The 16,303-nt window shown below is 65.0% G+C and carries 14 protein-coding genes, 2 tRNA genes and 1 rRNA gene; 7 read left to right on the top strand and 10 right to left on the bottom strand.

Going from position 1 to position 16,303, the window contains the following annotated elements; all coding sequences use genetic code 11:
- The first annotated feature begins 104 nt into the window (after nt 1–104).
- Nucleotides 105–221: ribosomal RNA gene (gene rrf, locus ACJ0G7_RS04680) — 5S ribosomal RNA — on the top strand.
- 60 nt (nt 222–281) lie between these two features.
- Here rrf and ACJ0G7_RS04675 read toward each other — a convergent pair.
- Complete coding sequence (locus ACJ0G7_RS04675) at nt 282–1,118, bottom strand: DNA-formamidopyrimidine glycosylase (protein WP_407395309.1); 837 nt, start codon at nt 1,116–1,118, stop codon at nt 282–284.
- 5 nt (nt 1,119–1,123) lie between these two features.
- Nucleotides 1,124–1,333, bottom strand: a complete 210-nt coding sequence (locus ACJ0G7_RS04670) for a photosystem I reaction center subunit IV (protein ID WP_043695166.1) — start codon at nt 1,331–1,333, stop codon at nt 1,124–1,126.
- Nucleotides 1,334–1,432: 99 nt separating this feature from the next.
- Here ACJ0G7_RS04670 and ACJ0G7_RS04665 point away from each other — a divergent pair, with 99 nt between their 5' ends.
- Nucleotides 1,433–2,473 carry a hypothetical protein gene (locus tag ACJ0G7_RS04665; protein WP_043695169.1) on the top strand — a complete coding sequence of 347 codons (1,041 nt, stop codon included), beginning with the start codon at nt 1,433–1,435 and terminating at the stop codon, nt 2,471–2,473.
- Between the two features lie 49 nt (nt 2,474–2,522).
- Complete coding sequence (locus ACJ0G7_RS04660; protein WP_407395308.1) at nt 2,523–4,004, top strand: RecQ family ATP-dependent DNA helicase; 1,482 nt, start codon at nt 2,523–2,525, stop codon at nt 4,002–4,004.
- A 6-nt stretch (nt 4,005–4,010) separates the two neighbouring features.
- On the opposite strand, the gene ACJ0G7_RS04655 is transcribed toward ACJ0G7_RS04660, so the two are convergent.
- Nucleotides 4,011–5,054, bottom strand: coding sequence for a LysM peptidoglycan-binding domain-containing protein (locus ACJ0G7_RS04655; RefSeq protein WP_043695175.1), 1,044 nt, complete (start codon nt 5,052–5,054; stop codon nt 4,011–4,013).
- Nucleotides 5,055–5,150: 96 nt separating this feature from the next.
- Nucleotides 5,151–6,500: an aldehyde dehydrogenase family protein gene (locus tag ACJ0G7_RS04650; protein ID WP_156957257.1), complete on the bottom strand. Its 1,350-nt coding sequence runs from the start codon at nt 6,498–6,500 to the stop codon at nt 5,151–5,153.
- 84 nt (nt 6,501–6,584) lie between these two features.
- Between ACJ0G7_RS04650 and ACJ0G7_RS04645 the strand changes: the two genes are divergently transcribed.
- Nucleotides 6,585–8,276, top strand: coding sequence for an alpha-amylase family protein (locus tag ACJ0G7_RS04645; RefSeq protein WP_407395307.1), 1,692 nt, complete (start codon nt 6,585–6,587; stop codon nt 8,274–8,276).
- Here the strand turns inward: ACJ0G7_RS04645 and ACJ0G7_RS04640 are convergent.
- Together ACJ0G7_RS04640 and glpK are read right to left on the bottom strand one after the other, a co-directional pair.
- On the bottom strand, nt 8,260–9,804 hold the full coding sequence (locus tag ACJ0G7_RS04640) for an FAD-dependent oxidoreductase (RefSeq protein ID WP_407395306.1): 1,545 nt from the start codon (nt 9,802–9,804) through the stop codon (nt 8,260–8,262). The genes ACJ0G7_RS04645 and ACJ0G7_RS04640 overlap by 17 nt on opposite strands.
- The gene (gene glpK / locus ACJ0G7_RS04635; RefSeq protein ID WP_407395305.1) at nt 9,797–11,299 is read right to left on the bottom strand and encodes a glycerol kinase GlpK; all 1,503 of its coding nucleotides are present in this window, start codon (nt 11,297–11,299) and stop codon (nt 9,797–9,799) included. Before glpK ends, ACJ0G7_RS04640 begins: the two co-directional genes overlap by 8 nt.
- Nucleotides 11,300–11,350: 51 nt before the next feature.
- Here glpK and ACJ0G7_RS04630 point away from each other — a divergent pair, with 51 nt between their 5' ends.
- Nucleotides 11,351–12,778 (top strand): glycoside hydrolase family 13 protein, encoded by a 1,428-nt coding sequence (locus ACJ0G7_RS04630; protein WP_407395304.1) that lies wholly within the window; start codon nt 11,351–11,353, stop codon nt 12,776–12,778.
- On the opposite strand, the gene ACJ0G7_RS04625 is transcribed toward ACJ0G7_RS04630, so the two are convergent.
- Nucleotides 12,770–12,841 (bottom strand) — tRNA-Thr (locus ACJ0G7_RS04625). The genes ACJ0G7_RS04630 and ACJ0G7_RS04625 overlap by 9 nt on opposite strands.
- Nucleotides 12,842–12,851: 10 nt before the next feature.
- A tRNA-Tyr gene (locus ACJ0G7_RS04620) sits at nt 12,852–12,933 on the bottom strand.
- Nucleotides 12,934–13,019: 86 nt separating this feature from the next.
- Here ACJ0G7_RS04620 and aroQ point away from each other — a divergent pair.
- Together aroQ and ACJ0G7_RS04610 are read left to right on the top strand one after the other, a co-directional pair.
- Nucleotides 13,020–13,463: a type II 3-dehydroquinate dehydratase gene (aroQ, locus tag ACJ0G7_RS04615; RefSeq protein ID WP_407395303.1), complete on the top strand. Its 444-nt coding sequence runs from the start codon at nt 13,020–13,022 to the stop codon at nt 13,461–13,463.
- Entirely contained in the window at nt 13,460–14,101 is a 642-nt protein-coding gene (locus ACJ0G7_RS04610) for a tRNA-(ms[2]io[6]A)-hydroxylase (RefSeq protein ID WP_043695193.1), read from the top strand. Before aroQ ends, ACJ0G7_RS04610 begins: the two co-directional genes overlap by 4 nt.
- Before the next feature lie 21 nt (nt 14,102–14,122).
- On the opposite strand, the gene ACJ0G7_RS04605 is transcribed toward ACJ0G7_RS04610, so the two are convergent.
- Together ACJ0G7_RS04605 and ACJ0G7_RS04600 are read right to left on the bottom strand one after the other, a co-directional pair.
- Nucleotides 14,123–15,808 (bottom strand): SulP family inorganic anion transporter, encoded by a 1,686-nt coding sequence (locus ACJ0G7_RS04605; RefSeq protein WP_043695196.1) that lies wholly within the window; start codon nt 15,806–15,808, stop codon nt 14,123–14,125.
- Between the two features lies 1 nt (nt 15,809).
- A complete protein-coding gene (locus ACJ0G7_RS04600; RefSeq protein ID WP_253912755.1) occupies nt 15,810–16,214 on the bottom strand; it encodes a vitamin K epoxide reductase in 405 nt (134 codons plus the stop codon).
- Nucleotides 16,215–16,303: the final 89 nt, after the last annotated feature.

Raw genomic sequence — 16,303 nt, 5'->3', positions numbered from 1 at the left:
GGTTCTTGCCTGAAAGACAGACTTTGTTTGATTCAGACGCGCGACGAAAGTTGCAGATCCTATGCAGTTCTCAGGGTTCACAACCCATGAGAATGTTTAACTATCCTGGTGTCCATAGCGGTGTGGAACCACTCCGATCCATCTCGAACTCGGTTGTGAAACGCATCAGCGGCGACGATATTTGGGGGGTAGCCCCCTGAGAAAATAGCTCGATGCCAGGTAAAACATTCCATACGAAGAAACCACCTCGCAACGAGGTGGTTTTTTTGTGCCTTCAAAAGTCAGCTCTGACAGTTGGGGCACCAGTGAGTGCTGCGCCCGGATAATTTGTCCCGGAGCAGGATAGTTCCGCAAATGCGGCAGGGTTTCCCGTTGCGTCGATACACCCAGGCCTGCCCGCCGTAATTGCCGTTAACCCCTTCGAGATCTCTGAAATCACTGAAGGTCGTGCCTCCGGCGCCGATGCTTGCTTGCAGCACTTCCACAAGGCAGGTGCGCAGCTTTTCCAGTTGCTTCAGCGATAACTGCCCTGCCGGAGTGTGCGGACGGATTCCTGCCGCAAACAGACTTTCATCCGCGTAAATATTGCCGACACCGGCCACAAGGCTTTGGTCGAGCAGGGCACTTTTGATCGATCGAGTGGATCCTTTCAGTCGACGCTTGAGATACGGTGCTGTGAAGCTTTCGGTGAATGGTTCGGGGCCTAATTGCTTCAGCCCTGTCATCACTGTGTCCAGCTCCTGGCCCTCAGGAATCCACCACATCTCGCCGAAGCTGCGCATATCCACGAAGCGCAATTCTTCATCCTGTTCATTCCAGATCCGCACACGGGTGTGTGTGCACGGTTCGCTGGGTTGTGGATGCCACTGGAATTGTCCGGTCATCCGCAGGTGAACGCCCCAGGTGCCGCGACCTGGAAGCAGTTCTGCCATCAGATATTTTCCGCGACGCGACCAGGTTCCGACTTCAGCGCCGCGCAAAGCGTCCCGGAACTCTGCTTCACCTCCGGGGCTGGCGATCGCTCTCGATCGGCAGACTTCGACATCCGCGATCACAAAGGATTGAAGACGGTCCGCCAGACCGCGGCGGACCGTCTCGACTTCAGGAAGCTCAGGCAAACGCCTCAGGCCGGCTCGAGCTCGGCTTCCGCGAAGTTGTTGGTGTTGACGCCGCCATCCGTGCCGTCCAGGCCTGTGTAGTTGACCTTCTCAAAACGCACCACCACGGGGTAGCGGATTCCGGAGGTATCGATGGACGCCACCGTACCGACTTCGTTGAACCAATAAGACTCAGGACGCTTGATGCGCACCTTGGCGCCGCGGGTGATCGCCATCGAAGGGCATGGAGGGATGCAACCGGGAGCGTATCGCCCGGTCAGGGGCGGAAACGCGCAGCGTCACAGAATGTCGTCCCCTCGTCTCGTCCGGTTCCGTTGACATCATCTGTTGTGCCTGAACAACCCGCTCTGCAGCTGGACCTCCCGGATCCAGAGCGGGATGACATCAGCACGCTGGAGTTCCTGGCTCAGCTTGAGCAGGCCTGGGCTGTCTGCGACCGGTTCGATCTGCAGACCGAGATCTGGCGTGGTCGCATCCTGGGGGCCGTGAGGGATCGCGAAAAGCGCGGCGGGGAGGGGCGTGGCGCCGGATTTCTGCAGTGGTTGCGGGAGCGGGAGATCAGCAAGACCCGCGCCTACAGCCTGATTCAACTGGCCGAATCCGCTGACGATCTCGTCGGTGGGGGCATGCTCGAGGAAGGCAGCGTCAATCAGTTCTCGAAGCGGGCCTTTCTGGAGACGGCCCAGGCGGCTCCGGAAGTGCAGGTGATGATCTCCGAGGCCGCCAACGAGGGGCAGGAGATCACCCGCAAGCAGGTGCGGCGGCTGACGGATGAGTTCACGGCCGCCACCAGTCCGCTGCTGCCGGAGGAAATCCGCCAGAGAACCCAGGAGAACCTGCTGCCACCACGGGCGGTCGCCCCGTTGGTGCGTGAGCTGGCCAAGCTTCCTGAGCCTCAGCAGGAGGACCTGCGCAAGGTGTTGCGTGATGAACCGGAGCTGGATCGCATCAAGGATGTGACCAGCACCGCTCGCTGGATCACCAAGGCCACGGAAGCCGGTGTGGCGGTACGGGCGTTCCAGCAGGGTGAACTCGATCTTGAGAAGGCGATGCAGGAGGCACAGCGTCTTGATGCCCTCGGCCTGCTCGCAGATGCCGTTGGTCAGGCGCAGGCCCTCGAGGCCGCTGTTCTGAAGTTGCATACCTCCTGGCGGCGACTGGGGGGGTTGCAGGAGCGTCTCTGGGTGGAAAGCGGCAGCAGCACCCCTTACCTTCGGGATGTGCTCGACGCTTTGCAGTCCCTCAGCGGCTCCACCATGCGGGTCTCCCTTGGTGAGCTGGCAGGGGGGAAGCGGGTTCGGTTGCAGCTGGTGGAGGAGTCGCCGGATCAGCTGGAGCCACCGCCCCTGCCCTGACGCCACCACTGGTGTCGGCCTAAACTGGGTTCACTAGATCTGGTGTGGATTGGACCGTCTGGAACAGTCGCTCCAGGAACATTTCGGGTGGTCCAGCTTCCGGGCTGGGCAGCGCCCTGTTGTGGAAGCCGTTCTGGCGGGGCGAGACGCCCTGGCGGTGCTGCCCACCGGCGGCGGCAAATCGCTCTGCTATCAGCTGCCCGCTCTCGTGCGCGGTGGCCTCGTCGTGGTCATCTCTCCCCTTGTCGCCCTGATGGAGGATCAGGTGCTGCAGCTGCAGCGACGCGGCATCGCCGCAGCCTGTCTGCATGCGGGTCTGGCTCCCGATCGCCGCAGGAAGGCTCTGAGCGCACTGCGGGATGAATCGCTGCGTCTTCTCTACCTGGCACCTGAGCGCCTGCAAGGGGAGGCGACCCGGCAGATGCTCGAAACCCACTCCAGCGAGGGGCGACTGGTGGCACTGGCGGTGGATGAGGCGCATTGCATCAGCGCCTGGGGGCATGACTTCCGCCCGGACTACCGACGGCTCGGTCAGATCCGGAGTCTCTGTCCGGGAGTGCCGATGTTGGCTCTCAGCGCCACAGCAGCCCCCCGTGTGCGGGCGGACATCATCCGCTTGCTGGACCTGCGGAGTCCTTCGGTGCAGGTGAGCTCTGCGCGTCGCAGCAATCTTCGCTACGCCATGCGCCGACGCCCCCGTGACCCAATGCCGATGGTGCTGGAGGCTCTGAAGGCCTCCAGAGGGGCCACCCTGATCTACGCCCGTACCCGGCGGTCCGTGGAGCGCTGGGCCGAGCGGTTGCAGGAGCAGGAGATCCCGGCAACGCCGTACCACGCCGGACTGGATCCTGAGGCGCGCCAGCTCGCTCTGACCCAGTTTCTCGACCAGGAGCGCCCCGTGCTGGTGGCCACTGTGGCGTTCGGCATGGGAGTGGATCGGGGCGATGTCGGTCTGGTTCTGCATCTCGATCTGCCTTCGACGCCGGAGGGATATCTGCAGGAGTCAGGTCGAGCCGGGCGTGATGGTCTGCCGGCCGACTGTCTGGTGCTGTTTTCACCGGGGGACAGGACCAGCCTCGGCTGGGCCATGCAGGCGGGGGCTCGGGGCGAGATTTCAGCGGATGAGCGCAGCCGACTCGATCTTGCCCAGCAGCAGCTGCGGAGGATGGAGGCGGTGGCCGAAGGGGAGATGTGCCGGGAGCAGGCTCTGTTGCTGACAGTGGGCGAACTCGTTCAACCCTGCGGCCGTTGTGATCGCTGCACCGCAACCCCGGATCGGCGCGACTGGTCAACTCAGGCCCAGACCCTGCTTGAGCATCTGGCGGAAAAGGACGGCACGGATCTGCGGCGCCTTGGGGAGCGGCTGGCCCTGGCTGAGCCCGGTCGCAACGAGCGTTGGACCTGGCTGGCCCGTCGTCTCGTTCAGGAGGAGCTCATCCGTGAGAGTGACGATGGCGTCCAGAGGCTGTACCTGAGGGACAGCGGACGTCGCTTCCTCGATGACCCCTGGCCGCTGGATTACGCGGCTTGAGCCGCGTCAGGCGCGGGCCTGACAGCGATCCTTGACGAGATCCTTCTCGAAGCTGCTGGAGGGGGCGGCCCAGGCTTTCCAGCTGCCATCAGCGCCTGTGGCGTTGATCTTCCCGGCGGAGCAGTTCACGGCCAGATAGAGGGCCTGTCCCTGGTCGTTGAGACTCGGCACGACCTGGCTGCCTCCCATCGGGCGCCAGTTGGCCCAGTCCACCTGCAGAGGGCCGTAGGTCCGCCAGTCAGCCTGCTTGGCGATCACCGCATCAACCGGTTTCGATGCCTTGGCCGCTGGTTGTTTCGTTGCCGGTTTCTGAGCAACAGGCTTGGTGGCTGTCTTGACCGGCGCAGTGGCTGTGTTGACGACAACGGTTGTCGTCGGCTTGACGGCTGTTGATGGTTTGACGGCTGTTGATGGTTTGACGGTTGTTGCAGGCTTGACCGCCGTCTGGGGCTTGGCGGTCTGGACCGTTGCCACCGGCGCCTTCAGGTAAAGACGCATGCCGACCGTCACCTGGTCGGGATTGTCCAGCTGGTTGAAGCTCACCAGGCTCGTCATCGGCAGGTTGTAGGCCCGGGCGATCTGGCTCAGGGTCTGGCCCTGCCCGACGGTGTGCTGGCTGGCACCGGGAACAACTTTGATCGGTTCCTTTTTCGGCTTGGCCACCGGGAGCACGGCGTTCGCCGGCAGCTTCAGCGTTTCACCAAGCTCCACATGATCGGCATTGCGGAGGCCGTTCAAGGCGATCAGATCGCGCGAACTGATCTGATACCGCACCGCGATCTCACCGAGCGTCTCCCCTTCACTCACCCGGTGACGCCCCGGCCCGGCCGTGGCTGAGGCCGCGTGGCCGGGAACCTTCAGGCGACTGCCGATTTCGACGTGGTCGGGGTCCTTGATGCCGTTGAGCCGCATCAGGGAAGCCACGGAGACGTCGTAACGCGCCGCAATGTCGGACAGTGTCTCTCCGGAACGGACGGTCACCGTTGCAGCCGCCGCGGACAGTGGCAGAAGGGCCGTCAGGGCAAGGGCGGCGAAAGAGGGCAGACGCATGCGTTGACCTGAGCTGACTTGAATGTACGGTTTTTTCCCGGATGCGCCAGTCCCCAGAGCCGCTGCTGCGGAAGGGATGTCAACCCATCATTCCCTTCAGCCGGCCAGGCGTCTGAGCACGTTCAGGTCCAGCTTGTAGGGGGGATAGCGCACCTTGAAATCAAACCGGAAGGGGCGTCGCAGCACGGCTTTGCGATGGCTGAAGGTGTCGAAACCGCTCTGGCCGTGATAACTGCCCATGCCACTGCCACCGACGCCCCCGAAGGGCATGTCGGGGACCCCGGCCTGCATCACCACATCGTTGATGCACACGCCTCCAGAGCTTGTGGTGTTCAGCACATGCTGCTGCTGCTCATCACTGCCTCCGAAGACATACAGCGCCAGCGGTTTGGGGCCTCGTCGGATCTCGGCAAGGGTGCTGTCCAGGTCGCCGAGATCCAGAAGCGGCAGCAGCGGACCGAAGACTTCGTCAGCCATCAGCGGGTCCTGCCGGTTCTCCACGCGGATCACGGTTGGGGCGATGCGGCGCTCATCCCGGTTCACCTCGCCGCCCAGGAGGATCCGTCCAGCCGCCCGGGCTCCCTCCAGCAGGCTTTCCAGCCGCTGGAACTGACGGTCATTGACGATGTGCCCCAGCTGATCGGAACGCAGCGGCGCCTCGCCGTACATCTCCTGGCGTGCCTCCGTCATCGCTGCCAGCAGCGGCTCCTGCAGGCCGTCCGCCACCAGCAGATGGTCAGGTGCGATGCAGGTCTGCCCGGCATTGAGCCCCTTGCCCCAGATCAAACGCCGGGCGCTCACCTCCAGATCAGCTCCTGGAAGCACGATCGCCGGGCTTTTGCCCCCCAGCTCCAGGGTCACGGGAGTGAGATTCGCGGCGGCCCCTGACAGGACCCGGCTTCCGATCGTGCCGCCGCCGGTGAAGAAGATGTGGTCGAAGGGCATGGCCACCAGAGCGGCGGCGACGGCCCCATCCCCCTGTTCCACCCGCACCACTTCAGGTTCGAAGTGGAGTGGAATCAGCCGGGCGATCAGGTCCGCCACGGCCGGAGCATGTTCGGAGGGTTTGAGAACGGCGGTGTTGCCGGCGGCAAGGGCGCTGATCAGCGGCTGAAGGGTCAGCGAGAAGGGGTAGTTCCAGGGACCGATGATCAGCACGCATCCGAGGGGCTCGGACACAACGGAGGCCTGGCCAGGTCGCTGGGCCAGCGGCACCGTCACCCGGCGGGGACGCATCCACTGGCGGAGCTTCCGTTCGGTCAGCTTCAGCTCCTGGAGCAGGGCGACCACTTCGAAGAACGCCTCCGTCGGAGGCTTGCCGAGATCGCTGGCCAGGGCGGTGATCACCTCCTGCTCATGGCTCATCACAAGGGAGCGGAGCTGCTTCAGCTGCGTCTGTCTCCAGGCGATCGGCCGACTCCGGCCACACCCGACCAGGTCACGCATCGACTCCAGATGGGCAGAAGTCAGGGGCACAGGGCTGACGAACAGGCCAATCGGGTCTAGCAGTGGTTCAGCAATGTCCGGGGGATGCACGCAGCCCAGCCCTGGTGGTCCGGCACCGTCATCTATCAGCTGACCGTTCGGAGCTACGCCGATGGCAACGGCGATGGCATCGGAGATTTCAAGGGGTTGGCAAGCCGCTTGCCATACCTGCGATGGCTTGGCGTGAAGACGCTCTGGCTGACGCCGGTGTACCCCTCACCCCTGCGGGACGGCGGCTACGACATCACCGCCTTCAACGACATCCATCCGGATCTGGGCGATCTCGCCTCCTTCCATCGGTTCCTCACCGCTGCCCATGGTCAGGGCATGCAGGTGATCCTCGATCTGGTGCTGAATCACACCAGTGATCTCCATCCCTGGTTCCAGAGGGCGCGCTGGGCTGCGAAGGACAGCCCCGAGCGGAATGTCTATGTGTGGAGCGATGACCCGAGGCGCTACGCCGACGCCCCGGTTCTGTTCCGTCACTTCGAAGCCTCCAACTGGGAATGGGATCCGGTTGCCGAGCAGTACTACCTGCATCGCTTCCTCCGTCATCAGCCCGACCTCAACTACGCCAACCCCTGGGTGCAGGAGCGGATGCTGGAGGTGGTGGACTTCTGGCTGGAGCGGGGCGTTGACGGGTTCCGGCTGGATGCCGTGCCGTTCCTCTGCGAAGCGGAGGGCACCCGCTGCGAGGGGCTGCCGGAGACCCATGCCTTCCTCCAGCGTCTGCGCGAGCGGGTCGACTCCCATGGCCGCGAGATCCTTCTGCTCGGGGAGGCGATTCAGCCGGTGCAGGAGGCAGCTCCCTATCTGGCTGAGAACGAGCTGCACGGTGCCTTCAACTTCGCTCTCACGGCCCACCTGTTCGCGGCTGTGGCCAGCGGCAGTGTCCGCACCCTCGGGCAGTGTCTGCAGGAGGCGCAGGATGCCGTGGCGGGATGCCGATGGGCTCTGCCTTTGCGCAATCACGATGAGCTCTGGCTGGGGGATGGTCATCTGATCCCGGATGAGGTGATCCAGACCATCCGGGTCGGACTGCCGCAAGGGCAGGGGCACTGGTTGAACTGGGGCATCAATCGGCGCCTTGCGCCCCTGCTCAACGGCGACCCCCGCTCGAACAGGCTTCTCCATGGGCTCCTCTACAGCATGCCGGGGATGCCGTGTCTCTATTACGGCGATGAGCTGGGGATGGGGGACTGGCCGGGATTGCGGGATCGGGACCCCAACCGCACTCCGATGGCCTGGACGCCCGCCCGCAACGGTGGCTTCTCCACGGCTCCCGATCCCCTGCTCGTGCTGCCCCCCATCACGGCCCCCGGTTACGACTACCGGGTGGTGAATGTGGAGGTGCAGAAGCAGTTGCCGGGATCACTGCTGAACTGGCACCGGCGGATGCTCACCTGCCGGCGGCTGCTTCCCGCCCTGCGCAGCGGTGGCTTCCGCCTGCTCTCCTGTGCTCATCCGGGCGTGATCGTCTATGTGCGATCCACCGAGGCGATGACCGTTCTGGTGGCCGGCAATGTCACGGCTGCAGGGGCATCGATCAGCCTCGACCTCTCCGACTGGGACGGGGAGCGCACCCGGGAGGTGATGTGGGGCTGCGAGTTCCCCGAGGCCTCCAGCAGCTGGTTCGTGTATCTGCCGGCCTACGGCTTCAACTGGTGGTTGATCGGTGAGGTGGATGCCGAGGTCGCCGCGGAGGTGGAGTCCGAGCCCTTCATGCCGCAGGGTTGATTCCGGCTCCATCCAGGGCCTGCTCGACCTGCGGCTTCAACCGCTGTGCCTCCGCCTGATCCACCATGGCCAGTCGGCAGCGCCGGCTCAGCACATCGTCGGCATCGCGGGCGTGTTCATGGCGGATCGCATGGTGGATCTCTGCTGCGCAGAGTGGAATCACCCCGCTGAGCGGAACGCGATCGGCGGCGGGGGCGCTCTCGATCAGAGCCTTGGCGTTCAGGCCGTGACTTCCCTGCAGATGAGCGATCTGCTCGTTGCGCCCAGGGGAATCCTCGAGCAGGGCCTCCAGCTCCAGCCGCTGTTGTTCAAGCCCCTGTGCGGTGCCGTTGGGGGTCTCCGCCGCCCCGATCAGGGGCAGGGGCTGGGGTGGGGACAGCGGAGCTCCCAGCTGCTGTTCCACAGCCTCAAGCGTGTCGAGCGCCATCGGGCGGCATGTGGTCCACTTGCCGCCCATCACGCTCACCAGTCCGCAGGGCAGGGTCTCCACCTCGTGCTCCCGCACCACCCGGCTGCTGTCCAGTCCAGCCCCGGCAGGCTTCAGCAGAGGGCGGCCGCCCGCCCAGCGGCTCGTCACCGTTGCCGAGCTCCCAGGGAACCAGCGTCGGACGTAATCGAGCAGATACCCCTGCTCGGCGTCGGTGGGATGGGTGGCCATCGCCTGGGGACAGGCTTCGTCGGTGGTCCCCACCAGGGTGCGCCCGAAGAAAGGAAGCATGAACAGAACCCGGCCGTCATCCGTGGATGGCACCAGCAGCCCCAGGCCTGCCGGGCAGAGTTGCTCCTTCAGAACGATGTGGGTGCCGCGGCTGGTGAGCATGCGGGGCGCGGCTGACGCATCCGCCATCCGGCGGATGCCATCCGCCCCGATGCCGGTGGCATTCACAATCACCCGCGCCCTCCATCGCTCCCGCACGCCGTCTCTGGACTCACTGACGGCACTGCAGAGACGGCCATCGCTTCCCAGCTCAAGCTCCACCACGCTGCAGTGGCTGCGCAACTCGGCTCCTCCCCGTGCGGCGGTCAGCGCCAGCAACAGGTTCAGACGCGCGTCATCGAACTGGCCGTCGCTGTAAGCGACGGCACCTTGACAGGCTTTCAGCCCTGGCAGGGTCCGCTCCAGCTGGCGACGCCCCAGGAGACGACTGGAGCCGATGTTCTGGCGGCCGGCGAGCGCGTCGTACATCCCGAGACCGACGCGGTAGTAGGCCTGCCCCCACAGGGTCCCGGTGGGAAGGGCCAGCTCGAGACGATGGGCCAGGAAGGGGGCTTCCCGCAGCCAGTGGCCGCGTTCCAGCAGGGCTTCCCGCACCAGTCGGAGCTGCGCCAGATCGGCTGTCTTGAAGGCGAGCTCCAGATAGCGCACGCCTCCATGCAGCAGTTTCGTGCTGCGGCAGCTGGTGCCGCCACCGATGTCGCCTGCATCCAGAAGCGCCACGGACAGACCGCGGCGCACGGCTTCGTAGGCCACGCTGGCACCGCTTGCGCCGGCACCGATCACCAGCAGATCGAAAGTTGGGTCAGCCATGCCAGCCAAGGCTGCGGGTCACGGCGTCATTCCAGCGACGTCGCCAGGCCGTGCGGGCGGATGTGTCGATCTGCGGCTCGAATCGATCGGCTCCCTCGCTGCGCTGCTGAGCAAGATCGTGCAGGTCCGTCACCACGCCGGCCTGAAGACCGGCGAACAGGGCGACTCCGCGGGCAGTGCTCTCCAGGCTGGCCGGCCGCCGCACCGTCAGCCCGGTGCTGTCGGCCTGGGCCTGCAGCAGCGGATCGGAGGCGGCTGCTCCTCCATCCACCGCCAGCTCCCCGAGGCTTTTGCCAAGGGCGTTCTCCGCCAGCTCCACCAGGGTCGCCACGGAGAGCGCGATGCCTTCCAGAGCGGCCCGGGCGATGTGGCCACGGCTGCTGTCGCGGGTCAGACCCACCATCAGGCCCCGGGCCTGCGGGTCCCAGTGCGGAGTCCCCCAGCCGGTGAATGCCGGCACAAGCATCACGCCGCCGGAATCGGGCACCTCCATGGCCAGGCGGTTCACTGCATCAGCGCTGTCGATGATCTGAAGGCCGTCCCGCAGCCACTGGACGACGGTGCCCGCATTGAACAGGCTCCCCTCGAGGCAGTACGTGGGTGTCCCGGCGGCGTCCGTCCAGCCCAGGGTGCTGAGCAGGCCGGCATCGGAACGACGGATGCGCTCGCCGGTATTGATCACCAGGAAGGCTCCCGTGCCGTAGGTGCACTTGCCTTCACCAGGTTCGAGGCAGAGCTGCCCCAGCGTGGCGGCCTGCTGATCCCCCAGCAGCGCCTGGATCGGCAGTCCCGCGAAGGGGAGTCCCTCGCGGATCTGTCCGAAGTCGCCGCGGCAGGGCAGCAGGTCCGGCAGCGAGGCCATCGGCAGGCCGGCGTGATCGCAGAACGCCTCGACCCAGCAGCGCTGCTCCAGGTCCATCAGCAGGGTTCGGCTTGCATTGCTCACGTCGGAGCCATGACGGCCGCCGCTGAGATTCCAGAGCAGCCAGGATTCAACGGTTCCGAAACAGAGGTCCCCGGCGGCAGCGGCAGCAGCGGCGTCCTCGTGGTGCGTCAGCATCCAGCGGATCTTGCTGGCGCTGAAGTACGGGTCGAGCAGCAGGCCGGTGCGGTGACACCATTCCTGCTCCAGTCCCTCCTGCTTCCACTGACGACAGAGATCGGCGGTGCGTCCGTCCTGCCAGACCAGGGCAGGGCCGCAGGGGGCGCCGCTGCTGCGCCTCCAGAGCACGGTGGTTTCGCGCTGGTTGGTGATGCCGCAGGTAACCACAGCCTGCCGCTGCTCTTCGCTGAGGGCGTTGTGCAGATCGATCAGAGCCTGCCGCTGACTGTTCCAGATCGCCTGCGGGTCCTGCTCCACCCAGCCATCCGCGGGGTAGTGAATCGGCAGAGGGGCGCTGGCACTGGCCACCAGCGCCCCTGACGCGGTGAACAGTGCAGCCCTGGAGCTGCTGGTGCCCTGATCCAGGGCCAACAGGAGAGGCTGATCCGCCATGGCCGTTCCGTTTCTCCCCTGCTAGCGAGGGGACCGCCGCCTGCAAAGGTCATGGGAGGTGCGGTCGCCTTCAACGATCCGCCCGAGTGGGTGTCGAATGCGGTGCTTTATCAGATCTTTCCTGACCGTTTCCGCTGCAGCGGCAGGGTTGTGGCCCAGCGCTCGCTTTCGCTCAAACCCTGGGGAAACGACCCCGCGGAACAGGGGTTTCAGGGGGGTGATCTCTACGGGGTGATCGAGGCGCTGGAGGAACTTCAGGGCATGGGTGTCACCTGTCTGTACCTGACGCCGATCTTCAGTTCGGCGTCGAATCATCGCTATCACGCGTACGACTACCTGACGGTTGATCCGTTGCTGGGGGGGAACGCTGCCCTCGATGCCCTGATCGACGCCGTTCACCAGCGCGGCATGCGTCTGGTGCTGGACGGTGTCTTCAACCACTGCGGTCGGGGCTTCTGGGCTTTCCACCATCTGGTGGAGAACGGGCAGAACTCGCCCTATCGCGACTGGTTCCATGTGCACAGCTGGCCCGTGCGTCCCTATCCCGAAGAGGGCATGGACTGCGGTTACGACTGCTGGTGGGCCGTTCCGGATCTGCCGAAGTTCAACCACGCGGATCCCGGCGTCCGGGACCATCTGCTCGCCGTGGGACGGCACTGGATCGAGCGCGGCATCGACGGCTGGAGGCTGGATGTGCCGGCGGAGGTCCCGGCGGATTTCTGGGTCGAGTTCCGCCGTGTGGTGCGGGAGGTGAACCCGGAGGCCTGGATTGTCGGTGAGATCTGGGGGGACGCCAGAGCCTGGCTGCAGGGAGAGCACTTCGATGGGGTGATGAACTACCGCCTCGGCTGGAGCACTCTCTGCTGGGTGGCGGGTGATCACCTGCGTCGGGACTACCGCAACCCCGAGTATCCGCTGGATCCCCTGAGCACAGAGCAGCTGATCGGGATCTGGGACACCACCGCGGGCTGGTACCGGCCAGAGGTCACCCGGGCTCAGATGAACCTGCTGGACAGCCACGATGTACCCAGGGCTCTCCACAGCCTCCAGGGCGATGTCGAAGCGTTGAAGCTTGCCCTGGTTCTCCTGTTCCTCCTGCCCGGAGCTCCCTGCGTCTATTACGGAACCGAGGCCGCCCTGGCGGGTGGGCCAGAACCCGGCTGTCGGGAAGGGTTCCCCTGGAACCGGCCCCGCTGTGAGGCGCTTCAGTCCCTGATCCGGGACATGGCCGCACTGCGGACGCACCAGTCGGCCATCCGGGAGGGCTGTCTCATCTGGAGCAGTCTCGGCAGCGACGGTCTGCTCGGTCAGACAGACAGCCTGCAGGTGGTGATCAACCGCAGCCGCGAGCAGCACCTGCCCCTTCCCGATCACATCCGGAGCGGGATCATCATCTGGTCATCGAACGGCCTGAACGCCACCCCTGATGCCCTGGGCTGCCAATCAGCCGTGGTGGTGACGGGGAGTGAAAGCCCTTGACGAGACTTGAACTCGTGACCTCTCCCTTACCAAGGGAGTGCTCTACCGCTGAGCTACAAGGGCATGTGGAAGGTGGGCCGGGTTGGATTTGAACCAACGTAGGCAGAGCCAGCGGATTTACAGTCCGCCCCCATTAACCACTCGGGCACCGACCCGAACCACACCGCATGAACTTACCAGCCGGTGTGTCGCTCCCGACCAGATCGATACGATCACGTCAACAGTTCCGGGCTGAAGCCCCATGCATCTGCTGCTGCTGAACGGACCCAATCTGAATCTGCTGGGCCAGCGGGAGCCGGGACTCTATGGAAGCGGCACCCTGGCGTCGATCGAGGAGAAGCTGCAGGCCGAAGCGCAGGCGGCCGACGTGACCTTGGACTGCTTTCAGAGCAATTTCGAGGGGGCCCTGGTGGAGAAGGTTCACCAGGCCATGGGGAGGAGCCAGGGCATCCTGATCAATGCCGGGGCCTATACCCACACCTCGATCGCTCTGCGGGATGCCTTGCTGGGGGTTGCGATCCCCTATGTGGAGCTGCATCTCAGCAACACCCATGCCCGGGAACCCTTTCGCCATCGCTCCCTGCTCGCCGATCGGGCCGTCGGTGTGGTGATGGGGTTCGGTTCCGGGAGCTACAGCCTGGCCCTGCAGGGGTTGCTGCATCATCTGCGCACCACCAGCTCATGACCGTCGCGATTCCGGACAAGAGCATTCAGTCGATTCGTTGGTTGGCGGCCCCCACGAGCTGGAGCTGGGTGGACCAGGCCAATGCCAGGCCGATGGAGGTGCTGATCGACCATGCCCACTGCGAGCGCAAGGCAGCGGGATCCGCTGTTCAGATGATGTTCCGCTACCTCTGCGAGCCAGGTCTCGGGGAGGTGCTCAGTCCTCTGGCGAGAGAGGAGCTGGAGCATTTCGAGCAGGTTCTGACCCTGATCAAATCCAGAGGTCGTTATCTGGAACCGTTGCCCTCGGCTGGGTATGGAGCTGCCTTGTCAGGCCATATCCGTCGCGGTGAACCCCAGCGGATGCTGGATTCGTTTCTGGTGGCGGGTTTGATCGAAGCCCGATCCCATGAGCGCATGGCCCTGCTGGCCGAGCACAGCCCGGATCCTGAGCTGCGAGCGCTTTACGCAGATCTGCTGAACAGTGAGGCCCGTCATTTCGGGATCTACTGGACCCTGGCGGAGGCCCGCTGGTCACGCCAGCTGGTGATGGAACGTCTGGAGGTGTTGGCCGAAGCCGAATCCCTTGCCCTGGAAGGCAGCCTTGCGAAGCCTGAAGAGGTGAGAATGCACTCCCCGGGTGTCACGCTCCGGAGATGATTCGAACGTCTGATTGAGAATTCAGCGCGGCGGAGCGATGAATTCCTCAGCGCGTCGGAGCGCCTCACGACGATCGGTCATGGGCGCGTTGATGCCGAAGGCCATCAGCCTTGCCCGTAGCCGTTCATTGGCACCCGCGACGATCGCCAGCCGACCGAGGGACTCAGCCTCCTTGACCATCCGTTCGATCGCCAGGGAGGCCGTCACCCCCATGCGCGGGACTTCACTGATGTCCAGGATCAACACCTTGTAGTTCCTGATCAGTCCCATCCGGGCGCTGATCCCCTTGGCGGCTCCGAAACTCATCGGTCCCCGCAGCCGGAACAGCATCAGAGCATCGCCGCAGCGACGGATGCCGTTCTTCTCCTGCTCAGAAAGGTCCGAGGGCAGTGCCGCCTCCCCGTCGTGGGGATTGTCCTCATCCATCCCAGCGAGCTGGGCCTGGGTGATGGAGTCGACGGTGAGCAGATTGGCGACGAACATCCCGACCAGCACCCCCCAGATCAGGTCCCAGAAGACAGTCATCAGCAGCACGCCGTGCATCAGAACCGCTGTTTTGGTGGACAGCCGGTGGGCCCGCAGCAGGAAGCCCCAATCGATGATGTCCAGTCCAACCTTGATCAGGATCCCTGCCAGCAGAGCGGTGGGAATCTCTGCCGCAAGCGACCCCGCCCCCAGCAGCACCAGCAGCAGGACAAGAGAGTGGGTCATCCCGGAGATCGGTGTCTCTCCGCCGGATTTGATGTTGATCACCGTGCGCATCGTGGCCCCTGCTCCAGGCAGCCCTGAGAGGAAACCGGCTGCGGAGTTCGCGATCCCCTGGCCGATCAGCTCCCGGTTGGAGTCGTGATTGGTCTGGGTGATGTTGTCGGCCACCAGCGAGGTCAGCAGCGAGTCGATCGCCCCCAGCAGGGCCAGCACCAGGCCTGCCTTCACCAGTTCGGGAAGATGACGACTGAAATCAGGCATCACCGGACGCAGGCCACCATCGGGAATCGTCCCGATCCGCGTCAGAGGCTCGAGGTCCAGATCCCTCAGCCGGTCGTCGCTGAACAGGAGCAGCGACAGCGGGGTCACGACCAGCAGGGCCAGCAGAGGCGACGGGATCCATGCCCTGATCCGTGCCGGCGTGAGAAACACCACGGCCAGTGTCATCAGCCCGACGGCGATGGCGGCGGGGTTCGGCGTCGGGTCAGACAGCAGGGTGCCGAGAGACTCCACGACTCCGCCGCGGGTGCTCACCCCGATGAAAGGCCCCAGCTGAAGCACCAGGATGATGGCGCCGATCCCCGACATGAAGCCGGACACCACGGAGTAGGGCACCAGCGTGATGTAGCGACCGAGGCGCAGAACGCCCAGAAGGGCCTCGAAGAGACCTCCGAGCACCACGGCAGCCATCACGAGCGGCAGCATTTCGCCGGCGGAGAGATCTCTGGAGACCCCCACCGCGGCAAGGCTTGACACCACACCTGCCACCGTGACGCTCATCGGCCCGGTGGGTCCGCTCACCTGAGCGGGTGTGCCGCCGAACAGGGCCGCGAGGAAGCCGGCGACGATGGCTCCGTACAGGCCGTAGATCGCTCCGCCCGGTCCGAGCGCTGCGTTACCGAAGGCGAGGGCCAGCGGCAGTGCGACCACGGCTGCGGTGACACCACCGAGCAGATCCCCCCGCAGATTGCGTCGATGCAGACCGTGGATCAGCGCCATCTCAGCGCAGTCCGGTCCAGGTGCTCAGGGCCTCGAGAGACTGGACGCCCTCGCGCCGTTGACCATCCGAGAGAACCCAGGTCGGATAAGCGCGGATCCCCGCTTCTCGGCAGGCTTCCGCCTGCGCGGGGAGGGTTTCAGGCTTGCGGCATTCCACGTAGGGCACCTCGGCACCGGCCTGCTTGCCGAACAGATTCATCTGGCGGAAGCAGGCAGGGCACGTCCAGGCCCCGAAGAAGCGGGCTCCGATGCTGCGCAGATGGTCGACGAGCTGCAGGGCCTGCTCGCTCGAATCGCGGAGGGGCTCACCGATGGTTCCGCTCCATTCCTTGGCGTCCAGCGGGGTGGTGCTGAAACTCAGCCCGAGCGCCATGCCGGCCAGCAGAGTCTTCACGCGCGGCGTCATGCCATCGGACCTCAAGTTTTTAGAAGCTAGGTCGATCGTCGCCGTTCGGGCTTCCCTCCATCGTGAACCCGCACCGAACACCCGTCGCT

It is taken from the genome of Parasynechococcus sp. (genome assembly GCF_045559935.1).
Classification (GTDB): Bacteria; Cyanobacteriota; Cyanobacteriia; order PCC-6307; family Cyanobiaceae; genus Parasynechococcus.
The sequence above is the reverse complement of the archived record's forward strand: the minus strand, read 5'-3'. Positions and strand labels throughout refer to the sequence as shown.